Genomic DNA, 22728 nt, shown 5'->3' with positions numbered 1-22728 from the left:
ACTAAGATCGTGAGATGCGCTGCAAGATGCTCGCTTCTTCAGAAAGACTTTTAAAACCCATACATTTGCAATTAAATTTAAATTATGAACACAATATACATCGACTTCGCAGACCTAGGGGATTACGAAGATTTTTACACTCAGCTTAAAGAAAAGCTAGAACTTCCAGCACATTTCGGGGATAATCTGGATGCACTTTCGGATGTTATTTCGGGCGAACTGAAACTGCCTCTCCACTTAGAATTTGTCAATATGAGCGTCGATCAGCTTGAAATTTTTGAAGATTTATTAACTACTTTAGAAGATGTGGAAGATAAAGTGGAAGATTTCTCTTTTGCCTACTATCTGGAGCAGTACGACGATGAAGAAGGAGAAGGAGAAGCTGACGAAGAAACCGAGCAGTAATTAAAATATTTAAAATTGAAAAAGCCGTCACTACATCAAAGTGAGACGGCTTTTAATTTAACTGAGATTTCGATTAAAAATTAATCATTACATCATCGTTTTCAGAAATTTCATCAATGATATTCTGGAAATTCGTTTCGTCCGGTCTCGGTAGATTGGCATTATACATTTTTCCCTGAGGATCAATCATCATAAAGCGCGGAATTCCTGCTACTCCTAAGTTATTCAGAACATTCGGATCCGAAATCCACCATTGTACAACAGCAGATTTTTTATTCTTCAGATCAAGTTTCCATTTATTTTTATCGGCATCGATACTCGCAGAAAGAAATACGATTTTATCATTATAAGAATATTTATTAGCCTGATATTCGAAAACCGGAGATGTTTCACGACACGGTCCACACCAGGTTGCCCAAAGATCCAGAATCACATATTTGCCTTTAAATTTATCTAAGCTAACTTTCTTCCCTGACTGATCTTCAAAAGCTATCACCGGAAAAGGTTTTCCTTTCTGCTGGTTGTTGATAATCTGCAGTTCACTGCCCAAATACCTCCCATATTTTGGATTCTGAAATTCAGAAAATTTGTTCTTAAAAAGTTCAACGCGTTGATTTTCATCTTTTATAAGATTCATCATCTTCAACATCTGAAACGACAGCAGCTGATCTTTTTCAAGACTTTTAGGCATCTGTGAAAGTTTTACAAAAACAATGCTGTCAGGATTTTTAGATCCTTCTTTCGGAAGAAATCCTTTGATCTTCCAGTTTTTATATTCTTCGCTAGACAGCAACATAGAAACTGGTTTTTTCACAATCTGCTGAAGCTCGTTCATTAAATCTGCAGGCGGTGTAAATTTTTTATCTGCAAAAGATGTCATCTTCTGATAATCATATATGGCATTCAGAAGTTTAACTGCATTTATCTGCTCCTGAAATTTTCTGAAGTCATCTGAAAAATAAATATTTTCTTTTGTTCTGTACTTTCTTAAATACTTCTCGCCGTCTTCCCATTCTTCCTGAGCTGCATCATAAAATTTATCCGGTTCATTGGTATATTGCTTATCTGCCACCACAAATGAATAAAACATTGAGAATTTCTGAGCTGTTGAAATAATATACTGATCTTCGGCTTTTCGCGTTCCTTTCAGGGTGACTACAAAATGTTTCGGATCTGTCTTAATATTAAAAAAGATATCATCACCTTTTGATAGAACAAACGGATACTGCTTTTTGTCCACAATTAAAATATAAGAAGCCAGGTCCACATTTTTTTTAGATTTCCATGAGAATTTTCCGTCTCTTACAGGGATTTCCGCTAAGGGCTCGTGGAGTTCTTTAGAAATAATTTTAACCGTTTTAATGGTATTTGGAGCAGCAATACTTCCTTCGATTGAAGTTAAATCCGAATTTTTCTGCGGATAAAATGGCTTGGTAATCAGAAAGTAAATTACAGCAAATACGGCAATTCCTACGATTGTTTTTATAATCGTGGTCTTATTTCTTAAAAAAGCATTTTTATAACCTCTTCTGCTGTACCAAATATATCCTGTCACGAAAAACAAAACTGTCCAGAACAGGCTCAGGTATTCAGTATAATTAAAAAAGTGATTCAGTTGATAAGAATCATTATATGACAGCGCAGTATCTAAATTATTATAGGGAGAATAATCATAGGTTTCTTTTCTGATTCTAGCCACTACATTTACAACGAAGCCTACAAAGCCGATGACAAAAGGCCATACAAAACCTGGTATAATGACCGACAACATCATCTGCAGAGAAATAATTCCCAAACTCAGCACAAACACCCTAGCAAAAGTCTGAAACACCCAGTACAAATCGATAGAATATTTTAAGTTTTCCTGTGGAAATAACGCTTGAGCAAGATAACCTTCCAAAATTGTTGCCACGAAAAATACCACTAGAGATATTGTTGTAAGAGCTACAAGCACCAGAAATTTCCCTGTGTAAATACTCAATTTGCTTAAAGGCTGGGTTTCTAAAAATGTCCACCCATTATTCTTATGATCGGTCTGTGCAATTCTGGTCGCGGCAATAATGATGAAAAGCAGCATAAAGAAAGTTCCGAAAGGTCCTACGCTGTCTCCCAGAGAATCCTGCGTGGTTGTAGTAACCACTCCATCATATTTTCTTGAAGCTTCATTAAAAATCTGTAATAAAATACTCAGAGCCGGAAGTAAAACGGCAAAGATTACTGCCAAAATGAGCAGTCCCAGATTTTTTGTTTTGAGCCATTCTGCGGCAAATGCAGTTTTTATATATTTAAATTCTGTATTCATGTTTTAGTTTTGTTTTGTAATTTCCATAAACCATTCTTCAAGACCTCCTGCTGCTGAAATTTGAAAAATCTGAGCACCGCTGTTGACTAAGAGCGTATTGATCGCTGCGATTTCCATTTGCGAATTGGTAACGATAGCAATTTCGTTCTCAGATTTGAGTTCGGTTTCGTATTTTGTTTTTAAAATTTCGTTAAATTTCTCAGCGTCATTCAATTGGAATTTTGTTTTTTGGAATTTATAAAGGTCATTCAGTTCTTCTTTACTTCCTTCGAATTTTATTTCGCCATTTGAAATAATTCCGAGATGAGTTACCATTTTATCAATTTCCAACAATAGATGACTTGAAATAAAAATGGTCACGCCCTGTTCACGATTGAGTTTGATAAGAAGTTCCCGCACTTCCAGCATTCCATTGGGATCAAGTCCGTTTACAGGCTCATCCAATACCAGAAGTTCAGGATTACTGATCAACGCCAAAGCAATGGCGAGTCTCTGCTTCATGCCCAGAGAATACTTTTTCATTTTAATATTTCGGGCATGAGAAAGGCCGACAGTTTCTAAAACTTCATCAATCGTTTTAGGATTCAGTTTTTTGATGATGCATACGATTTTCAGATTATCGTAGCCCGAAAGGTGATCATAGAAAGCCGGATAATCGATGAGTGAGCCAATATTCTGTAAAGCTCTGGGATAGATGTCAGAAACATTCTCATTAAATACTTTTACTGCATTGTTTTCATCATTAAAAAGTCCCATAATCAGGCGCATTGTGGTTGATTTACCAGCACCATTTGCACCTAAAAATCCGTAGATTGATCCTCTTGGAACTTTTAAATTGACATTTTTCAGAATAAGTTTCTGACTGTCGAAACCAAAATTGAGATTCTTGATTTCTATAATGTTGTCCATAGTTTTTTTTGGATAGGTATTAAATTTCACTGAGATGTTACATAGCAAACAAAAAAATGCGCATACAATGTAAGCGCATCTCAATTTTATTTTTAAAAAATTTATTTTCCTAAAACTTCCGTCAAAGGTTGTCCGACATTACCACTCGGGTTTTCAATTCTTAAAAACTGTGCAATGGTTGGGGCAATATCTGTCATAAAATGTGAAGCATTGCTTTCACCGTGAGGAACTTTCCAACCCATAAAAATTAGAGGAATATGAGCATCATAAGAATTCCAGACACTGTGTGTGGTTCCTTTTTTAGCATAATTCGGAAGCATTCCGTCGTGGGAAACAATCTGAATATCACCGCTTCGCTGCCAGTTGTAACCATTAATCACTCTTGTTTTAATAGGCTCAGGAATCGATGCGTTGGCAACATCTTTCAGATCCACCGCATATAAAACACGGGGATCTTTGTTTAAATTTTCGATGATGCTTTTTTTAATGGCAGCTTCATCCAGTTTCTTATCTTTGATCAACTGATGATCAAGATAAATCTGATAATTATCAATTCCTAAAATCAGTTTGCTGGCTGCATATTTTGTTTCCAGTTCGGCACCCAGGTTTTTTTCCATACCGTCATCAAAAAAGCCGGTCAGCATTTTATTTTCTTTCATATAGCCTTCAGCATGAGCGCCACCGTGGTCTGCCGAAAGGAACACAAGATATTCGCCCTTCCCTACTTTTTGATCAAGCATTTTAAAGAAATTTGCCAGTTCGATATCCAGTCTCAGATACGTATCTTCTACTTCAATCGCATTCGGTCCGTAAGCGTGACCAACATAATCGGTAGATGCCACGTTGATGGCAAGAAAATCTGTGATCTGATCTGCACCCAGCTGATAGCCGTCGATAGCAGCTTCAGCAAATTTTAAAGTATAGGTATTTCCGAAAGGTGTTGTTCTTAAAACCCCTTTATTTACGGCATAATCTGCTGCAAGATTATTGTAAGGGAAAGTTGGAGATTTGGCTGTTCCAACAGGCTTTTCCCAGGGAACATCATCTCTCGTACTTTCTGTGTATTCACTGATTGGTAATAGCGTATTCCATCCGTTGGCAACCAGTTTTTCGGCTAATTTCTGTTCATTAAACTTGTTCACCCAATCCGGCAAACTGTTCATGTAATAAGTACTTGTCACAAAGTTCCCGTTGGTTTCATCAAACCAGAAAGCACCGGTAGGGTTATGACCAGCAGGCAGAATGGAAGCTCTGTCTTTCAGCGAAACACCAACTACTTTTGACTGAAAATTACTGGCAATTCTCAACTGATCTGTAATGGTTGTACTCCAGAGATTTTTCGGGGAATGACCACCGATTTTATCATTGGTTCCCACACCTTTTACTTCGGTATCGGCTGTACAGTAAACATTTTTTCCGGTTGCTTTGTCTGTCCAGTCATTTCCGGCAATACCGTGAATTGAAGGTACAGAACCTGTGTAAATAGTAGTATGTCCAATCGCAGTTACCGTCGGAACGTAAGGTATCATTACATTGTTAAAAGAAAAACCTTTGTTCAGCAATCTTTTGAAACCGTCATTTCCATATTTTTCGTAAAAACGGTAAAGATAATCCCACCTCATTTGATCAATCACCAAACCCACCACCAATTTTGGTCTCTCTAACTGTGATTTTTTGTTTTTCTGCGCGTTTACCGTCATTAAAGAAATGAAAGTAACCGCTGCAATCGTAATTTTCCTTAGCATTTGAATAACTTTTTTTGTGACGACAAATTTAAGGGTTTTCAAGGTTTTGGTATGTGAAATTCCGATGAATTTTTTTAATGAAAATTCAATATGATTATTGCTGAAAATTTTACATAATGTTTAAATTGCCTCCTATTATTCAAAAATCCTTCAGTTGAAAGAAAAAATATTATCAATAAATTCAGGTAAAATATTAAAAGTTCAAAGAATAATTTAGATATTTACCTAAAACTAAATCCATTTATTTCCATGAAAAAAGAACTTATCTACTGCATTCTGATTTTCAGTTTCGGTCACATCCATGCTCAAAAGAAGACCTTTAAATGTGAAAAAGTTTTTGATGCTATAAAACTGATTGATGAACAAAAATATGATGAAGCCACCGGCATGCTTAGAGAATGCGAGAAAATTGACCCAAAAGAATATACCTATTCATATGAAATTGCTTTAGCTTACACCTATAATAAACAGTACGACAAAGCAATAGATCAACTCCTAAAAATAAAAAATTACGAAAACCTCCGCGCCGATTACTATCAGCTGCTGGGAAACAATTATGATTATCTTGAAAAACCTGAGAAGGCCATTGCCACCTATGATGAAGCTTTAAAAAAATTTCCGGATGCGGGAAGACTTTATCTTGAGCGGGGCGTTGTTTTCGAGTTTGAAAAAAAATACGATGAGGCAATCGCATCTTATGAGAAAGGAATGCGTGTGGAGCCAAATTATCCGTCAAATTATTACAGAGCAGGAAGACTTTTTATGAATTCTCAAAACACTATGAAAGGACTTATTTATGGTGAAATCTTCGTAAATCTCGAGAGAACAACAGAGCGCACTAGAGAAATTAGTAAAATGCTTTTTGATACATATAAAGCAGCCATAAAATTTACAAACAACAATGAAATACAGGTGGCTCTATGTAAATCGGTACAAATAGATCTATCTGAACTGGATAACAAGAAGTTGCCTTACTGCATGATTTTTGAGAAAAATCTATTTCTCTCTGTCATAGGTCACGATAGTTTTAACCTTGCATCTTTTGCTAAAATTAGAGAGAGATTTCTTAAAGAATATTATGTACGAGATATTAAAATCTATCCGAACGTTCTGATTGAATATCATAAACAGATGCAAGATAACAGAGTCTTTAATGCATATAATCACTATCTCTTTCAAATTGGAGATGAGCAGGGATTTGATGCATGGCAAACCGCAAATAATGCAGAATACAAGAAATTTGTCGATTGGTACACTGAGCCGGAAAACAGTTTAGAAATGAATCAAAAAGGTGTTTTTATCTCTGAGCAAATCAGGTAGCATTTTGGAGTATATATCACGCACAATCTTTGCAAACTCCCGTCAACACACAATTAACACTTTTAACCGCATACCCTTTTTCCAGAGAAAACTGTACAGCAACTGGCAAACATTCTATCGTTTCACATTTTATGCATCTGAAATGAAAATGATGGTCTGCCAGTTTCTTTTCCTCACATTTAATACAGACCGCAAAATATTGTTTTCCGTCTTCGGCAACAATTCTGTGAAGAATTCCGTCTTCGCAGAACCGGTTTAGTACACGGTACACTGTAGCTCTGTCCATATCCAGAGAAACTTTTTTAAGTATAGCATCCTGACTCATTGCCTTTTTTGAATCTGTCAACACATTCAGAATGGCTTCTTTGCTGGGTGTACTTCTTCTTTTCATTTTTTATTAATGCGATTATGTTGCAATAATAAAAATTTATTTTAACTTTGACAAGAATATAAACAAGAAATTACAACTATTAAATATGAAACAGCCTGATTTATTAGACGTTATTATCCTTGGCGGAAGCTATGCCGGACTTTCTGCAGCAATGGCTTTGGGACGTTCGCTCCGAAACGTTTTGGTGATTGACAGCGGAAAACCGTGTAACGAACAGACTCCACATTCTCAAAATTTCCTGACTCAGGATGGAAAAACACCTAAAGAAATTTCAACTTTAGCGAAAAGTCAGGTTCAGGAATATGAAACAGTGCAGTTCTATAACGGAAAAGCTATTTCAGCTCAAAAGACAGATCTTGGATTTGAAATTACGGCAGATGATGGTCAAAAATTTAATTCTAAAAAACTGATCGTTGCTACCGGAATTATTGATGAAGTACCGGACATTAAAGGTTTCAAAGAATCCTGGGGAGTATCACTGATTCACTGTCCATATTGCCATGGTTATGAATACAGAGGCAGGAAAACAGCTATTATTGCCAATGGAGACAAAGCCTTTCACATCTCTTCTCTGGTAAAAAACTTAACGGAGGAGGTTACAATTATTACAAGAGGAAAAGCCCAGTTCACGGACGAACAGTTAGAAAAACTTAAAAATAATCAAATTGAAATTATCGAAACTGAAATTTCGGAATTGAAAAATGAAAATGGATATGTAAAAAGCCTGGTTTTTGAAGACGGAAAAGAAATCGATTTTGAAGCAGTTTACGGAGCTTTTCCTTTCAGACAGCATTCTGAAATTCCAAAAAATTTAGGATGTGAGTTCACAGAAATGGGGCACATTAAAACAGATCTATTTCAGAAAACCAATGTTGCCGGGCTCTTTGTCTGTGGAGATAACTCTGCAATGATGCGTTCGGTTTCTAATGCAGTGATGACCGGAAATGTTGCGGGAGCAATGGTGAATATGGAATTGGTGACAGAATGTTTCTAAAACAGAGACCTTTTATTCGCTCAATTTTGTAGTTTTGAATACCTATATCAAATCTCAATGAATAAAATTTTCCTGTTTGCAATTTTCGTCATCGCTTTTCTAAAGCTGAATGCGCAGAATCACCGATTTATCTATGAGTACAAATATGTTCCAGATTCTTCAAAGGTTGACAGTGTTTTAACCGAAAATATGCGTCTCACCATTTTTAAAAACCATTCTGAGTTTTTAAGCGAAATGAAAGCGAAAAGAGATTCTGCCATTCAAAAATCTTCTCAAAAAGGAGGGGAAATCGGAACTAATCTTTCGCCCGGAAATATACGATCTGTCTTCTGGAAGAATAAAAATGATATTAAAAATTATTCGACAGAATTCATCGGTATGGAATCTTATAAAGTGACGGAAGAAGGCAGTCTGAAATGGGAACTCATCAATGAAACTCAAAAAATTCAGAATTACAATTGTCAGAAAGCTGTTTTAAAATTTGGTGGCCGCAAATGGACAGCTTGGTTTACTCCTGATTTACCTTTTCAGGACGGTCCAAATATATTCAGAAAACTTCCAGGTTTGATTGTTTCCGTGGAAGACTCCAAGAAGCACCATTCATTCCGATTGATTGCCAATTACCAAACCAAAGATGCTCCTACAAATATGGAACAGAAACTTAAAATTCTTAAAACGTATGAAGTAACGCGGAAACAATTCAACAAAAAGTGGAACGAATTCAGAAAAAACCCGATCGGACTGAATGAACAGTTTGCTTTAATGAATCCTGACATTACCGGATTTAAAATTCATGATGCTGAAGGTAAAGAAGTGGACATAAATGAATACCGTAAGAAAGAGAGAGAAATTGCGAAGAAAAAAATTATAAAAAACAATAACTTTCTTGATCTTGAACTTTATCAATAATTAGCAAAACTGATTATTAAATCAAACTAAATGAATGTCCTAAAAGATCATATCAACAAAACAGTTTCATTAACCGACGAAGAGTTTTTGATCGTTGAATCATTTTTCCAAGAACAACATTTCAAAAAACGTGAAATGATCATCAGTGAAAATGATCAGGTTGATTACGTGTATTTCATTATTTCAGGTCTTCTGAAGCTTTTTTATACTGATGCTGAAGCTAAAGAACACATCATTTCGTTTTCCATGGAAGATTGGTGGGAAAGCGACTACGCAGCTTTTTATACTCAAACAAAAGCTACTCAGTCCCTACAATGTCTGGAAGATACATTTGTTTTAAAACTTTCCTTTGAAGATTATCAGCAACTTCTTAATCAGGTTCCCAAAATGACCGATTTCTTTCTAAAAAAAGCCATAGGAGGGCATATTTCAAACCAAAGGAGAATACTTTCTCTGATGACGATGAGTGCAAAAGAGAGATACGAACAGTTTCTTAAATACTACCCTACCCTTAAACAACGTTTACCTAAAACCGTGCTGGCCGCCTATCTTGGCGTTTCCAGAGAGACATTGAGCAGACTGTACTTAGAATCCGGTTTAAAATAGTGATGTAGGTCACAGCATATATTTTCTTACACTGCCGAACTTTGTTCCATTAATAAAATTTAAATATTTCAACATGGAAAAAAGAATCATCAACCCGTGGACATGGCAGAACGACAGAAATTATGCACAGGCTGTGGAAGTCAAAAATGTTCAGAGCACGCTTTACGTATCCGGGCAAACCGCCATCGACGAAAACGGTATTTCAAGCGATGCTGATATGAAAACACAAATCACAAAAACCATAGAAAATCTTGAAAAGGTTATTTTACAAGCAGATTTCGAATTGAAAAATATTGTACGGTTAAATGTTTTCACAACAGATCATCCTGCATTTTTTGAAAACTTCGACATTTTACAGAGTTGGATTACAAAACATGGTATTCAGCAGGCGACTACCGTAATCGAAGTTAAAACATTATTTGAAACGCTGACAGTGGAAATGGAAGCTACGGTTGTAAAGTAATTTTCACTTTAAGAGAGAATTTCAATATTCATTCATTTCGGGTAGCGCAGGGTATCGAGAACTTTTGTGACTTTCCTGATCATCTTGATTTCTTCAATCTTAAAATAAGTTTTGGCTAAAGCCAAATTTGAAAATCTTTAATTGTGGTCGGGCTAAAGCCCGACTCTATTGATGAATACGCATTCTATAATCTGTCAATGCAGTAACTCAATCAGGGAAAAGATCACGCTACTCTTTCAAACTATCAACAGCCACTTATTAAAGAGTCTGCATGCATTAGCATAAGTCCTTTAGGATACTTCATAAGCACATATGGCCAGTAAATAAAGGGGGTGAAGCTAGTATCATGATGGGGTTATACCCCCTTCGGAAGTGTGTACAACCCTGTAGTGAAAGGGCTGTACACACTTAATATAAGTGGCTACAACCACTGACTGAAATGAAAAAAGGTCTGAAATAAATTCCAGACCTTTTATTTATTATGGTTTTAATCAATTAAAACTTCAAATCACCATTTACTTCTCTTACCGCCTGCGCAGCTTCGGCAAATTTAGCTTTCTCTTCTTCAGTTAAAGAAATGTTCACGATGCTTTCAACACCGTTTTTCCCGATGATTGCAGGGACACCTAAGCAGATATCGCTTTCGCCATATTCTCCGTCAAGCATTAATGAACAAGGGATCATTTTCTTTTGGTCACAAGCGATAGCCTGAACCATTACAGAAACTGCTGCACCCGGTGCATACCAAGCTGAAGTACCTAACAGTTTAGTTAGCGTAGCTCCACCCACTTTCGTTTCTTCAATTACATATTTTTGTTTTGCATCGTCAAGGAACTCAGTTACAGGAACTCCGTTTCTTGTTGCTTTGCTTAATAACGGAAGCATTCCTGTATCACTGTGAGCAGCGATTACCATTCCGTCTACGTCTGAGATTGGAGCTTCTAAAGCTTCAGCCAATCTGTATTTGAATCTTGCAGAATCTAAAGCACCACCCATACCGATGATTTTGTGCTTAGGAAGACCTGAAGTTTTGTGTACTAAATAAGCCATAGTATCCATTGGGTTAGAAACCACGATGATAATTACTTCAGGAGAATTTTTTACTAAATTTTCAGTAACTTCTTTCACGATTCCCGCGTTGATACCGATTAATTCCTCTCTTGTCATTCCCGGTTTTCTTGGGATACCAGAGGTGATAACTGCTACATGAGAACCTGCTGTTTTGCTGTAATCTCCTGTTGTACCTGTAATTTTAGTATCAAATCCGTTCAGAGATGCTGTCTGCATCAAGTCCATTGCTTTTCCTTCAGCAAAACCTTCTTTGATATCTACTAAAACTACCTCTGAACAGAAGTCTTTCATTGCGATGTATTCTGCACAACTTGCTCCTACAGCACCTGCACCTACTACGGTTACTTTCATAATATTTACTTTTTTATTATTTATTTTGTTAGTTTTAATTTTTGCTTCCCAAATGTACAAATTCCCGAAAAATTGAGCAATCTTTCGGGAATTTTAATTATTATTTAAGGAAATTAATTAACGTTTAGTAAAAACGTATATAATTTTTTAGCTCCTGACAATACTTCGTTGTAGTTTTCCTCAGTAACTTCAGTATCTAACACCTCTTTGAAGTTCTTCCACATCGGTCCTGTATTTTCCTGATAACATCCGAAAAAGTTGAAAGTTACATTATCAAAACCTTCCGTTTTAGAAAGCTGTTTTGCGATAACATTTCCACCCAAAGTAGAACCTTCTATCACATACATAGCTCCCAAAGCTTCGTGTTCGTTTGCAAATTCAAGATCGTGAGTTGCCGTTTGGTTTTTTAAAGCTAAACTCGCCAGGTCTTTTTCAATTAAAGGAAGTTTTACTCTTTGATCTAAATGAAGTTTATCAGAAAATTTATCAGATAGGCTGCTGAATATTTTATCTTCACTGTGAAGAAGCATCAGATAGTTGGTATTGATGATTTTTTTATAATCTTCTAAAGTGAAAGTTTTGCTGAAAATTTTATCAGAACTAAATAATTTTTCAGCTGCATCATGAAACTCAGCCGTGTTTTGTTTTAGATATTCAGATACCATTGTTTTGTTTTAAATTATAGTTGTTTCACAAATTTAGGGTTTTGAAACGTTAAAATAAAACATGTACCGTTATTATTGCTTTCGTAATCAACATTTCCGCCAATTCTATTCATAATTCGGTGAACAATTGAAAGTCCGATCCCGTTTCCTTTGAATTTTCTGGCATTATCCATCCTGTTAAAAATCTTAAACATTCTGTGCTTTTCAGATTCGGGAATTCCGATACCGTTGTCAGTGATTTTATAGATGATATTTTCTCCATCTTCCATCCCTTCTATTAGAACCTTCGGATGATCCTGTTTAGATGAATATTTAATCGCGTTGTTGATGATATTTAAAAATACCTGATGCAGCAGAGTTTTATCAGCCAAAACACTCGGACAGTCTTTAACAACTACTTCACTTTTCTGCGTGTCAAAAGTCAACTTCGCATTCTCCGTAATTTTTTCTATGGTTTGCTGGGTATCTAATTTTTCAAGTTCGATTTCGCTGTGCTTGGCTCTGCTTAACTGCAGTACATCGTTCATCATTTCAGCCATATTGTCGATTTCGTCAATAATAGAACTGATTTTATTTTTGTTTTTATCTGAAGTATCAGAAAGACTTTTCAGCAGCATCTGCGCATTCAGTTTCATTACCGTCAGCGGTGTTCCCAAATCATGCGAAATGGTGTAAGAAAAACTGTCTAATTCTTCATTAACTTTTTTAAGTTGCTCATTCAGCCTTTTAATGGTGACGTACTGTCTGTGAGAAGTCTCCAAAATCACATCACGGATTGCCTGTATAGCGATTTCATTTCTACTGCTCCATCTTCTGGAATTGCCTTTGATCTCTTCTTTAAAAGCTTCAAAAGACGTTCTTGGCGAAACGATATTTCGCTCTTCGCCATTCTGAGAAAAGACCCCAATTTTCTTTTCAGGATTTCCTGCCCAGTTGATATGGTCGTCAAATTCTTTTCTGAACCATATCAGCATTTCGTTTTTGCTTTTTTCAACAAAATAAATAACGATTCCGCCTGTTGTTGCATCAAGCCCCAGTTCATCCCCAAAGTCTTTAAGAAAACTTCGGCTCATAAATACGGTTTCTTCGGTATTTCGGTACGCCCAATCAACGATTTTGTGAATAACATCACGCTGCGGTGTAACACCGTCAGTCACGACATAATTTTCTGAAATCACGGCCAAACCGTCTGCTTCAGGAAGATTTCTGATTTCAGACTTATTTTCTACAAGCGATTCAAATAAAGTATTGTATTTTAGAAATTCAGATTTCAGCTGTGATGCTTTCAAGCTAAGATCCAGACGGTATTCTAATTCTTTTTTTGATTTGAAAGACGAATAGGCATTGGATGCCAACACTGTGAAAATCCCTGCCTGCACACGGTCCTCAAGGTCGATATGTTTCGGTTCAGAATTCTGACAGGTTACCAATCCCCAAAGTTTGTCGTCAATAATGATTGAGACACTGAAACTTGAAGAAGCACCGGAGTTCTTAATGTACTGCCCATGAATAGGCGACATCGCACGCAGTGACGAGAAACTCAGGTCAATATAATCAATTGCTTTACTGATCAGTTTTACGGGCTCTGCGTGTACATTACTGAAAATTCTTTTTCGTTTCTTTTTGTACAGTTCACGCGCCTGTCTCGGAATATCAGATTCAGGGTAATGAAGTCCCAGATAACTTTCAAGATTATCATTGGTTTTCTCGGCGATCACTTTCCCAGAACCGTCTTCCATGAATTTATAGACCATGATACGGTCATAGTTGATGATATTGAAAAGCGTGCTCAGAAGCTGATCCCAAATTTCCTGATCATTATCAATGATGTAGAAATTATCGTATTTATTGGTAATTCTTTTGTGAGGATTTGCTAGAAGAGATTCAAACTCAAGAAAAATCTGATTCTGACTGCGAAAAACAGAAAAATGATACTGCTTTGCTCCGATAAAAATCTTGTCAAAATAAGTTTCGTTTTCTCTTCTTGTCAGATTTTCCAGTGATTGAAAAATATCAGCAGTCATAACAGTCTGAAAAAGCTCAGGAAAGTCTGTTAATTTCTTTCCAAAGAAGATTTCAGTATTGTCAATATTAAAAATATCCGCAATATTTTCACTGAAAAAAGTTATGGTATGAGATGTTGCATCTATGCCAATCAAATAACCAAAACTCTGTATGTAACCCGGAATATGGATGGGCTCTTCATGACATTCAACAAAATTCATAATAACACTTAAAGAAATCAAAGTTAGTGATTTTTTTGCGTACAATTTACTTTGTGGTATCTCATGTCAATTTTACACCTATAATTAATAATAATTGTATTTTTTTAGTATTTCTTTAACACTATTTCAAGCATAACGATACTAATCAACAATAATTGAAAAATTAATTTGAGAGGACTTTGCCAGAAATTTTACGCTTATTTCACAAACTGATACTGAATTTGTCGGTTGACTGTTAATTAAACTTCTTTATCAAAATAAAGCATGTAAAATTTCCCTTTCTCATCCTGACCCTGTTCAAGCATTTTTCTGTCTCCGTGAATGTAGATATGGAAGTTTTTATCTAATTTAATAATACTTTTGAAATGTCTCTGCGTTTTCTTAACCGCCGCTTCACTGATCGGAAATTCTTCTGAGATGTTGATCTGCATCTCCTGCTCATAATCGGTTTTAAAATTATTAAAACTCTCAATCACGTGCTCATCTTTCAGAACCTCAGCTGCAAACTCGTCCAGTTTAAATTCTTCTTTTTCTTTAAAGAAATTAATCGACTGATTCAGAAAGTCTGCCTGGTCTACCTTTGAAACCTCAAATTCCTGCGGCAGCTGCTTGGTGATATAATCTTTGTACACCATCAAAGCTTCCTGGGTGTGAAAATATTCGTCATCACGCTGTTTTACTTTCAGGAAATCTTCAAACCAATAATACATATCACCGTTTTTGTTGTTATCAACCACAGAAAGTACGTATCCGCTTTCTTTACTGCTGTTGTAAATCAACGCGGCTTTATCTATTTTAGTGAGGCTGATTCCCTGATCTTTGTCCAGTTCAAAAGATTCATTTTTAGGAAAGATTTTCAGGAAAGATTCTCTTTTTTCTGTTTTAAAAATTCCTATTTTATCCACTTTCTCATCCCCTTCGCGATCGTCTTCAAAATACACAACGAACAATTCTCCGCCCTGCACTCTTGGGTTTTCAGCAGCTTCAAAAAGATGTTTTGCTAAATTTTCAGATTCCCAAAGAAATTTGGCTTTGTCTTCAAAAATTTCTGAAACAGAACTGTAAACAGGATTATTTACCAAATAAGAATCGCTGTAAAACTGATAGGTTTCTTCGGTTTTAAATGAACCTAAAAAATAGTTCTCCAGCATTTCTACGGTTCCTTCGTCCAGCTCAAGTTCTTCCTGAGAAAGCAATAGAGATTCTCCGTTGATTTTATTTCCTACTCTGTGTACTGCAATTTTTGAAAACATCTTTGATTTTTTGTGGACTGCAAATATATTCAATCTTGAGATTAAAAAACGACAAAAAATAACTTTTCAAAATTTTGAATTAAAAATACAAAACCTGGTGAACCACAAAAGATTAAACAGCTGATTTCCAGTACTAAAAAAAACACGATGAGAGAATAGGAAAATTAAAAACCGATAAATACTTTTTAATCCAAACCTTAGAACAACAGTTTTCAATGTCCTTTTTACGAAAAATATCAGCGATCATTATTGATAAAAAATTTTATGAAATTTGACGGTCAAATTATCCTTAAAAAAATAATCCCATTAACAATCAAAGAAATTCTGTTGAATTATTTCGAAGCTGACGCATTACAACCCGAAGAAGCACTGACTTATAGAAATTGTAATTTGGAAAAAATAATACTCTGCTCGTCAGTTTTCCGTTTCATTACAGATTTTAAAGGTTTGATTACATATTTGATTGATCTAATCTAAAATAATAGACTTAAAAATCAAACACTTACAAAAACAACATTTCACTTAAAAGCTTTAGAACACTGATTGACAAAGGATTTTGATTAAATTAATCTTTCAAATTTTCAAGTCAAACAAAGTCAGTTTAATTTAAATTTTTGATGGGTTTTGGTACAGTTTTAGTAAGTGTTAGTATGTTTTAAAAATATTTAGACAATGAAGAATTTTGAAGCGGATACTATTAATGAAACTCAGGCAATCGAGCATTTGAAAATATTTTATCCATCAATTCAGAACGAAATTTCGCAGTTATCTGCACAAAACAATTTTCCAGCCATTATTCAGTCGACGGTTGATTACCTAAAAGTTCTTTTACAGGAATCTAAAATTAATATCGTTAACAGGAACATCAAAATGATGGAATGGCTTTACAAAAACGGAACATTCAGTGTAAAACACATCATTGAAAATCTGTTTATCAGATCGTTTGGAAGTCTTAAGAAGCATACTGACATCCAGCAATGGAATATTCTTTACCAGTATATGCCCATTGAATTTCAACAGATCTATCTTAACCAGACAAGACTGGATGAGATCATGTTTAAGAAGAATTAAATTTTGCAATAGACGGCGCCCAAGCTTTTAGCTTGGGCGCCGTCGTTTTATATCGGTAGATATTCAATCTATTTCTTGGAGATTTCTTTAGTAAACTGTTCGTCAGTTACGGGCTCAAACCATTGTGAAGGATTTTTCTCATGATCGATGCTCACGGCAATATGCGTCATTGCCTGATTCTCGCTTCCTCCATGCCAATGTTTAACATTTTTGCCGATTTTAATCACATCACCTTTTTTTATTTTCTGAACAGGCTTCCCTTCTTCCTGATGATAACCCACACCGTCAGTCACTAAAAGTGTCTGTCCGCCCGGATGATTATGCCAATTTGTACGTCCATTTGCTTCAAAAGTAACATTGCTGACTCGTGTTCCGTCATCACTTAAAATTGCCTGATACACGTTTCCTACGAATTTGTCATTGGCCACTTTATCACCTTTTGGAAACAGCATTTCCTGTTTTTCGGATGTTTCAATCTCTGCTTTTCTGTCATTTTTTTCGTTGCAGGAAAAAATAACGGTACTTATCATTCCTAAAATCACGGCTCTTGCTTTCGTCATATTAATTGTATTGAACGGTTTAAATACACAATTTAGACATTTCATCATTAAAAAAGGTGTAGAATATGATAAAATAAGATTGAAATGTTATCTTTTTGCCGGATTGTTTCCTGCCGCGCGAGCATCTACTACAGTATTCTGTCCGGAAGAGATTAGCCATTTTCCATTCTTTTTAACAAAAACCAAAGTAAGAATATCGTCACTTGCCGGCATTCTGTTATTTCCATGATCGATTCCATCCGGCGGAAAAAATTCCCCTACGCTGCTAACCAATGTTGCAACGGCTACGTCTTTTGTTAAGAAACGGGTCTTTAAACTTTTCTGCGTAAATGGAACTCCTTTAAAAAAAGCGCCAAAATTTCCCTTATGCGCGGCTTTTACCTCATCCCTGCCTTTCCACCACATACCGACAATGTTGATCCATTCTACATCTTCGGTCATGTAAGAATCCATATTTTTGAATTCATGGGTATTCCAGTCGGAAACCATTTGGCTAACCTGCGCCTGAATTGCCTTTTCATCATTTTGAGAATAACAGAAGATGCTCATCACTAAAAGAACACCTGTACATAAAACTTTTAGATTTTTCATTTTAATTTGTTTTGTGGTTATTTACACAAAGCTAATTAATTTAAAATGATTGCGTTAAATAAAAAAATCCCCAAGCTTAATGCGTGGGGACTCATAATAAAAAATTAAAAAAAAAAGATATTTCTATGGATTCTGATCATATCCCGCAACCTGAATCTGGGATAACGGCACCTGATACAGATAATCATTTGTGGTAATGGTGTAATTGTAGTTTAAAGCAGCAGCAGCCTGATTGATCACCGTTACACCTGTATTCCAGCGTACTAAATCATGCCAGTAAACACCTTCACCGGCAAATTCCACTCTTCTCTCTTTACGAAGTGCGGTTGTAAAATCTGCTGCAGAAATTGAGGTGGAAAGCGGAGCTAAACCTGCTCTCTGACGGATTCGGTTTAAATGACCAACTGCCATGCTGGTAGATCCCTCACTATTTAAAATCTCAGCATACATCAGGAGTACATCTTCGTATCTTATAATTGGGAAATTAATAGGCCAGTCGTAACGGTTGGTTAAAACAATTCCCTTTTCTCTGAATTTTACAAAAAATTTCGCCTGATCGGGTTGTCCGTTTGTCGCGATAAAACTTGTTCTGATGGTTAAAGGAAGCCTTAAATCTCCCGGCTCGTAAGTATCAATCAAAGACTGAGAGACTCCTAACTCAGCTGAAGAAAATAAACTTCCCTGTGGATTATAGTATGGATCGGCAGTACCAAAGTTTGGTGAAACATAACTTGGCAAATAAGAGCCCTGAGACAGACCTCCACTGATATGCTGGATCTCAAAGATATGATACTTGTTGTCATTGACACTTTTGAATAAGTCTGCATAGTTTGGTGCGAAAGTCACAAACTGACCTTCGCCCTGAATCACTGCAGAAAGATGATCTTTCGCTTTAGAAACATAAGAACTGTTGTTTAAAGGAAAACCTGATCCTGTAAGATAAATTCTTCCCAACATCGCATGGGCTGCAGATTTAGTGATCCTTCCTTTGTTTGCTGCGTCGTATACATTTTTCAAGCCTGCAACCGATGCTTCAATCTCAGAAGTAATGAAAGTGTACAGCGTCGCCAAATCTGTTCTCGGTATCTTGGCTGCTTCTTCCGGACTGACCGGCTTCTCGATTAAAGGAACTTTTCCAAAACTTCTCATTAATTCAAAATAGGCATATGATCTTAGAAAACGGGCTTCGGAACGGTATTGTTCTCTTGTCGCCGGATCAGCAAAAGGTACCGCATCAATTCTTGACAGAAGCTGATTCGCATACGAAATCTGTTGATAAGCATCTTCCCAGAGAATTTCCATTTCATCTGTTGAAGAGGTGTCCTGAAAACGGTTGATAGCGTAATAATCTCTGTTACCATTCTGTGAAATCGCATTGAAATTATTAGAACGGACTTCTGATGCCAGTAAATAAAAATTCACATCATATCCACCTCGCGATGAAGCGTTTACCATTGCAGAATATACTCCAGACAACGCCTGCTGGATCTGTAGTTCGGTGGTGTAGAATGAATTTTGGGTAATATTGTTTTCTGGCTCAAGCATCAAATCGTCTTCACAGCTGACCATTCCCAACATTATGGTTCCGCATATTATTGCTTTAGTAAGAGATTTCATTTTTACCTGTAGAAAAGATTTATGTATTGTATTAATTTTCATTTTTTTTGATTTAAAAGTTAAAGTTTAGACCCATCATATAGACTTTCGCATTCGGATAGGCTCCATAATCGGTACCGTCAGACTGTACAGATTCCGGGTTGTAACCACCGTAGTAATTGTCTTTTCGCCAGACATTTTCTAAGCTGACATACACTCTCAGGTTGGAAATTTTTAATTTATTTACCAATTCCTGTTCAAAATTATATCCCAGAGTAATGTTTTTCAACTGAATATATGTTGCATCATACAGCCATCTTGTATCTAAAAGACTTCCTGTAGTTCCGTCTAATCTCGGTGTTTTTCCGTCACCCGGATCTGCATCTGAACGCCAGCGGTTTGCCCAGTTCCCCATTACATTGGTGGTAGTTCCCATACCGGTACGGTCGATTGCGCGGCCAAGCAGTGCATAACTGTATCCACCTTTCTGACCCTGAAAAAATACAGAAAGATCAAAACCTTTATAAGAAAAAGTATTGGTGAAACCCCAGTAATAATCCGGAGTGGGACTGCCTATGATGTGACGGTCATTTTCGTTAATGATTCCATCTCCATTCACATCTTTGTATTTTACGTCACCTGCAATGGCTCCCGCTGTTTTTGCAACTGCTGCATTGCTTAGATCTGCTGTAGAAAGTACTCCTATCGCTTCATACAGGTAAAAAGAATTAAGCTCCTCACCAACCTGAATAATGTTGGTGCTACTACTGAATCCTGTATAAATCGGTGCATTGTCAGCGCCCAATTGCAAGACTTTATTGTTATTAAAAGCAATATTCGCGGAGGTATTCCATTTAAATGCTCCTGTTAAATTTTTTGTGCTTAAATCCAATTCCAAACCGGTATTCTGAACCGATCCTACATTTTTCCACATAATGTTGTAACCTGTAGCCAGCGGAATGGGTTGCTGCAAAAGCAGGTCATTGGTTTTTTTAATATAATAATCTGCTGTAAAGTCGATTCTGTTAAATAGTCCAAGTTCGAAACCGAAATCTGAAGACTGCGTTTTTTCCCAGGTCAAATTCGGATTTTCAATTGTGTTGGGTATTAAACCGTTGGATAAATTACCTCCGAAAGAATAGTTTCCGCCGGAAAGCGTACCAAATGCTCTGTAATCGCCAATGTTATTATTTCCGTTTTCTCCCCAGCTGTATCTCAGTTTTAAGTTGCTCAGCCAAGATCTATCTTTCAGGAATTCTTCTTCATCCATTTTCCAGGCTCCACCAAATGCAGAGAAAACTCCATAAAGATTATTCCATCCGAATCTGGAAGAACCATCTCTACGAGTACTTGCAAACAACATATATTTCTTTTTGTAATCATAGTTTACACGGCCAAACATTGAAATCAACATCCACTCTGAAGCGGTATATTCTGAATTGAGCACTGATGCAGACTGAGTGAAGTTAAATGTTTTTAAATCATCATTAGGAAAACCTTTATTCCGGTTATACTGGCTTGTCGTTCTGTAATTTTCTGCGCTGTATCCCGCAAGTGCTGCTACACTGTGATTACCGAAAGTCTTTTTATAATTCAGCAATGCCTCACCTAAATATCGGTTATAATTAATCGTTCTACGGCTTGCAATACTTACCTGACCCGGAATATTGGTGATCAAATTGAAAGTCGGCGTATAGCTGTTATTCAGATTAAAATTATTGGTTGCACCCCCTGAGATTTTAAAATTTAAACCCGGTAAAATATCGTAGGACATATATAAGCTCGACAGTAATCTGAATTCATTGGTATTATTGGTTGTATTTTCTAAAACACCAATTGAACTTTGTGAAGAACTTGCCCACCGGTACCGTTCATTTTTCCAAAAATTGCTGTAAAGACCCGCTGACAGTTCTGCTACAGGAACCATAGACAGCATTTTATGAGCTTCATTGTCTTTTCCGTCGACTGCAGCTCCGTAACTCTGTGAGTAACTCGGTCTCAAAGTAATTCCGGCTTTCCATTTGTCAGAGATATTAATGTCAACAACTGCACTTAGATTATACCTGTTGAAACCTGTATTGAGAGCCAAACCTTCCTGATCAAAATATGCAGCTGAGATTGCATACTTTACATCTTTGCTGCCTCCCCGCACTGACAACTGATAATTCTGAATCGATGCCGGACGGTAGAACGCATCCTGCCAGTCAATGTAAGCAACCTGATCAGTTCCCCACCGAGGATCGATCATATAGTTGACATTGGCCAGATTATAATTGGTGGTGTTAGCGAGATTAAAATAATTCGCTCTCACTGCATAACTGTCTGAAGCAGAATTTCCCGGAGCCAAAGCTACCCATCTTTTATTAATCGATTCGGTGGCATAATTAATCCATTCTGAACTAGTCATGATGTCTAACTTTTTTTCAATAGTCTGCACACCGTAATATTGAGAAAATGAAAATGACGGCTTTCCCGACACTCCTTTTTTGGTTGTTACAATGACGATACCGTTAGAACCTCTGGATCCGTACATCGCCGTGGATGCAGCATCCTTAAGTACTTCAATCGATTGCACATCATCCGGAGAAACGTTGGCCATATCGTCCGCGACCATTCCGTCTATTACATAGAGAGGTGAATTGCTCGCTGAGATTGATGCTGTACCACGTACTCTGATTTCTAAAGGCTCTCCGGGTTTTCCTGAAGTTGCCCTTGTCTTTACACCCGCAATCTGACCTGTTAACGCCTGATCAATTCTTGCGATAGGACGGTCTTTGAAACTTTCGGCATTTACCCTGCCTACAGAACCGGTGACTTCTCCCTTCTTTTGAGTACCGTAAGCGATGATGACCACTTCTTCGATGTCTTTCGTTTTATTCTTAGGATTCTGGATACTATCCTGAGACTTGACCGGATCGGCCGTTTGTTTTTCCTGTGAGAAGATCAAACTTGAGGTACTCAATAGAATACCCAGAGCTACTATGGATTTCTTCATTCTGTGATTGGTGATTATTTAATAATTACTTTCTATAAAATCAAAACATAAGAAACGGCCGAACTCAACCGACATGATATTTCTCATATTTTTTATTTCCCTAAAAGTATACTTATCATAAATTTCTGCTATCCTGCAGTTACCTGCTCACTTCTCCCAACATAGAATTACATTTAACCATTTCATTGTTAGCCCTATAATTTTGTCAATTGTTTTCTCACCACTAAAAAAGAAGTTAAAGATGCTTCAGTTAGAAACAAAAAAATCCCCAAACATTAGTCTGGAGATTTTAGAATCGCTTGATCT

Annotated in this window: 19 protein-coding genes; 7 read left to right on the top strand and 12 right to left on the bottom strand. The window is 36.5% G+C overall.

The window, feature by feature from the left end:
* Positions 1 to 84 precede the first annotated feature (84 nt).
* Positions 85 to 405, top strand: a complete 321-nt coding sequence (locus OMO38_RS05410) for a barstar family protein (RefSeq protein WP_264749198.1) — start codon at positions 85 to 87, stop codon at positions 403 to 405.
* Between the two features lie 73 nt (positions 406 to 478).
* On the opposite strand, the gene OMO38_RS05405 is transcribed toward OMO38_RS05410, so the two are convergent.
* From OMO38_RS05405 to pafA, 3 genes are all read right to left on the bottom strand, one after another.
* Entirely contained in the window at positions 479 to 2707 is a 2229-nt protein-coding gene (locus tag OMO38_RS05405; RefSeq protein WP_264749197.1) for an ABC transporter permease, read from the bottom strand.
* Between the two features lie 3 nt (positions 2708 to 2710).
* On the bottom strand, positions 2711 to 3616 hold the full coding sequence (locus OMO38_RS05400; RefSeq protein ID WP_264749196.1) for an ABC transporter ATP-binding protein: 906 nt from the start codon (positions 3614 to 3616) through the stop codon (positions 2711 to 2713).
* A 101-nt stretch (positions 3617 to 3717) separates the two neighbouring features.
* Positions 3718 to 5361, bottom strand: a complete 1644-nt coding sequence (pafA, locus tag OMO38_RS05395) for an alkaline phosphatase PafA (protein ID WP_264749195.1) — start codon at positions 5359 to 5361, stop codon at positions 3718 to 3720.
* Positions 5362 to 5610: 249 nt separating this feature from the next.
* Here pafA and OMO38_RS05390 point away from each other — a divergent pair, with 249 nt between their 5' ends.
* Complete coding sequence (locus tag OMO38_RS05390; RefSeq protein WP_264749194.1) at positions 5611 to 6681, top strand: tetratricopeptide repeat protein; 1071 nt, start codon at positions 5611 to 5613, stop codon at positions 6679 to 6681.
* A 16-nt stretch (positions 6682 to 6697) separates the two neighbouring features.
* On the opposite strand, the gene OMO38_RS05385 is transcribed toward OMO38_RS05390, so the two are convergent.
* Positions 6698 to 7072, bottom strand: a complete 375-nt coding sequence (locus OMO38_RS05385; protein WP_264749193.1) for a Fur family transcriptional regulator — start codon at positions 7070 to 7072, stop codon at positions 6698 to 6700.
* An 85-nt stretch (positions 7073 to 7157) separates the two neighbouring features.
* Between OMO38_RS05385 and OMO38_RS05380 the strand changes: the two genes are divergently transcribed.
* The 4 genes from OMO38_RS05380 to OMO38_RS05365 all read left to right on the top strand — a co-directional run bounded on the left by OMO38_RS05380 (position 7158) and on the right by OMO38_RS05365 (position 10044).
* Positions 7158 to 8066 carry an NAD(P)/FAD-dependent oxidoreductase gene (locus OMO38_RS05380; RefSeq protein WP_264749192.1) on the top strand — a complete coding sequence of 303 codons (909 nt, stop codon included), beginning with the start codon at positions 7158 to 7160 and terminating at the stop codon, positions 8064 to 8066.
* A gap of 57 nt (positions 8067 to 8123) precedes the next feature.
* Entirely contained in the window at positions 8124 to 8975 is an 852-nt protein-coding gene (locus tag OMO38_RS05375; RefSeq protein ID WP_264749191.1) for a GLPGLI family protein, read from the top strand.
* Between the two features lie 30 nt (positions 8976 to 9005).
* Complete coding sequence (locus tag OMO38_RS05370; protein WP_264749190.1) at positions 9006 to 9581, top strand: Crp/Fnr family transcriptional regulator; 576 nt, start codon at positions 9006 to 9008, stop codon at positions 9579 to 9581.
* 73 nt (positions 9582 to 9654) lie between these two features.
* Positions 9655 to 10044 carry a RidA family protein gene (locus OMO38_RS05365; protein ID WP_264749189.1) on the top strand — a complete coding sequence of 130 codons (390 nt, stop codon included), beginning with the start codon at positions 9655 to 9657 and terminating at the stop codon, positions 10042 to 10044.
* Positions 10045 to 10539: 495 nt separating this feature from the next.
* Here the strand turns inward: OMO38_RS05365 and OMO38_RS05360 are convergent, their stop codons facing one another.
* The 4 genes from OMO38_RS05360 to OMO38_RS05345 all read right to left on the bottom strand — a co-directional run bounded on the left by OMO38_RS05360 (position 10540) and on the right by OMO38_RS05345 (position 15609).
* Positions 10540 to 11466 (bottom strand): malate dehydrogenase, encoded by a 927-nt coding sequence (locus OMO38_RS05360; protein ID WP_229985640.1) that lies wholly within the window; start codon positions 11464 to 11466, stop codon positions 10540 to 10542.
* A 113-nt stretch (positions 11467 to 11579) separates the two neighbouring features.
* Positions 11580 to 12131 (bottom strand): biliverdin-producing heme oxygenase, encoded by a 552-nt coding sequence (locus OMO38_RS05355; RefSeq protein ID WP_264749188.1) that lies wholly within the window; start codon positions 12129 to 12131, stop codon positions 11580 to 11582.
* 14 nt (positions 12132 to 12145) lie between these two features.
* Positions 12146 to 14356 (bottom strand): ATP-binding protein, encoded by a 2211-nt coding sequence (locus tag OMO38_RS05350; RefSeq protein WP_264749187.1) that lies wholly within the window; start codon positions 14354 to 14356, stop codon positions 12146 to 12148.
* Between the two features lie 239 nt (positions 14357 to 14595).
* Positions 14596 to 15609, bottom strand: coding sequence for a nucleoid-associated protein (locus tag OMO38_RS05345; protein ID WP_264749186.1), 1014 nt, complete (start codon positions 15607 to 15609; stop codon positions 14596 to 14598).
* Positions 15610 to 16281: 672 nt separating this feature from the next.
* Between OMO38_RS05345 and OMO38_RS05340 the strand changes: the two genes are divergently transcribed.
* Positions 16282 to 16680, top strand: a complete 399-nt coding sequence (locus OMO38_RS05340; RefSeq protein ID WP_264749185.1) for a DUF7674 family protein — start codon at positions 16282 to 16284, stop codon at positions 16678 to 16680.
* A gap of 68 nt (positions 16681 to 16748) precedes the next feature.
* Here the strand turns inward: OMO38_RS05340 and OMO38_RS05335 are convergent, their stop codons facing one another.
* From OMO38_RS05335 to OMO38_RS05320, 4 genes are all read right to left on the bottom strand, one after another.
* Complete coding sequence (locus tag OMO38_RS05335; RefSeq protein ID WP_264749184.1) at positions 16749 to 17240, bottom strand: cupin domain-containing protein; 492 nt, start codon at positions 17238 to 17240, stop codon at positions 16749 to 16751.
* A gap of 87 nt (positions 17241 to 17327) precedes the next feature.
* Positions 17328 to 17831, bottom strand: a complete 504-nt coding sequence (locus tag OMO38_RS05330) for an SgcJ/EcaC family oxidoreductase (protein ID WP_264749183.1) — start codon at positions 17829 to 17831, stop codon at positions 17328 to 17330.
* Positions 17832 to 17954: 123 nt separating this feature from the next.
* Positions 17955 to 19490, bottom strand: coding sequence for a RagB/SusD family nutrient uptake outer membrane protein (locus tag OMO38_RS05325; protein WP_264749182.1), 1536 nt, complete (start codon positions 19488 to 19490; stop codon positions 17955 to 17957).
* A gap of 10 nt (positions 19491 to 19500) precedes the next feature.
* Positions 19501 to 22422, bottom strand: coding sequence for a SusC/RagA family TonB-linked outer membrane protein (locus OMO38_RS05320; protein ID WP_264749181.1), 2922 nt, complete (start codon positions 22420 to 22422; stop codon positions 19501 to 19503).
* Between the last annotated feature and the right edge of the window lie 306 nt (positions 22423 to 22728).

This window comes from Chryseobacterium kimseyorum, assembly GCF_025971945.1.
Classification (GTDB): domain Bacteria; phylum Bacteroidota; class Bacteroidia; order Flavobacteriales; family Weeksellaceae; genus Chryseobacterium; species Chryseobacterium kimseyorum.
The sequence above is the reverse complement of the archived record's forward strand: the minus strand, read 5'-3'. Positions and strand labels throughout refer to the sequence as shown.

Bases quoted from the DNA above. Each gene is read 5' to 3' on its own strand.
- OMO38_RS05385 (WP_264749193.1), bottom strand. From the start codon at position 7,072: ATGAAAAGAAGAAGTACACCCAGCAAAGAAGCCATTCTGAATGTGTTG.
- OMO38_RS05330 (WP_264749183.1), bottom strand. From the start codon at position 17,831: ATGAAAAATCTAAAAGTTTTATGTACAGGTGTTCTTTTAGTGATGAGC.
- OMO38_RS05410 (WP_264749198.1), top strand. From the start codon at position 85: ATGAACACAATATACATCGACTTCGCAGACCTAGGGGATTACGAAGAT.
- OMO38_RS05400 (WP_264749196.1), bottom strand. From the start codon at position 3,616: ATGGACAACATTATAGAAATCAAGAATCTCAATTTTGGTTTCGACAGT.
- OMO38_RS05380 (WP_264749192.1), top strand. From the start codon at position 7,158: ATGAAACAGCCTGATTTATTAGACGTTATTATCCTTGGCGGAAGCTAT.
- OMO38_RS05335 (WP_264749184.1), bottom strand. From the start codon at position 17,240: ATGACGAAAGCAAGAGCCGTGATTTTAGGAATGATAAGTACCGTTATT.
- pafA (WP_264749195.1), bottom strand. From the start codon at position 5,361: ATGCTAAGGAAAATTACGATTGCAGCGGTTACTTTCATTTCTTTAATG.
- OMO38_RS05365 (WP_264749189.1), top strand. From the start codon at position 9,655: ATGGAAAAAAGAATCATCAACCCGTGGACATGGCAGAACGACAGAAAT.
- OMO38_RS05345 (WP_264749186.1), bottom strand. From the start codon at position 15,609: ATGTTTTCAAAAATTGCAGTACACAGAGTAGGAAATAAAATCAACGGA.
- OMO38_RS05340 (WP_264749185.1), top strand. From the start codon at position 16,282: ATGAAGAATTTTGAAGCGGATACTATTAATGAAACTCAGGCAATCGAG.
- OMO38_RS05355 (WP_264749188.1), bottom strand. From the start codon at position 12,131: ATGGTATCTGAATATCTAAAACAAAACACGGCTGAGTTTCATGATGCA.
- OMO38_RS05360 (WP_229985640.1), bottom strand. From the start codon at position 11,466: ATGAAAGTAACCGTAGTAGGTGCAGGTGCTGTAGGAGCAAGTTGTGCA.
- OMO38_RS05350 (WP_264749187.1), bottom strand. From the start codon at position 14,356: ATGAATTTTGTTGAATGTCATGAAGAGCCCATCCATATTCCGGGTTAC.
- OMO38_RS05375 (WP_264749191.1), top strand. From the start codon at position 8,124: ATGAATAAAATTTTCCTGTTTGCAATTTTCGTCATCGCTTTTCTAAAG.
- OMO38_RS05370 (WP_264749190.1), top strand. From the start codon at position 9,006: ATGAATGTCCTAAAAGATCATATCAACAAAACAGTTTCATTAACCGAC.
- OMO38_RS05390 (WP_264749194.1), top strand. From the start codon at position 5,611: ATGAAAAAAGAACTTATCTACTGCATTCTGATTTTCAGTTTCGGTCAC.
- OMO38_RS05325 (WP_264749182.1), bottom strand. From the start codon at position 19,490: ATGAAAATTAATACAATACATAAATCTTTTCTACAGGTAAAAATGAAA.
- OMO38_RS05320 (WP_264749181.1), bottom strand. From the start codon at position 22,422: ATGAAGAAATCCATAGTAGCTCTGGGTATTCTATTGAGTACCTCAAGT.
- OMO38_RS05405 (WP_264749197.1), bottom strand. From the start codon at position 2,707: ATGAATACAGAATTTAAATATATAAAAACTGCATTTGCCGCAGAATGG.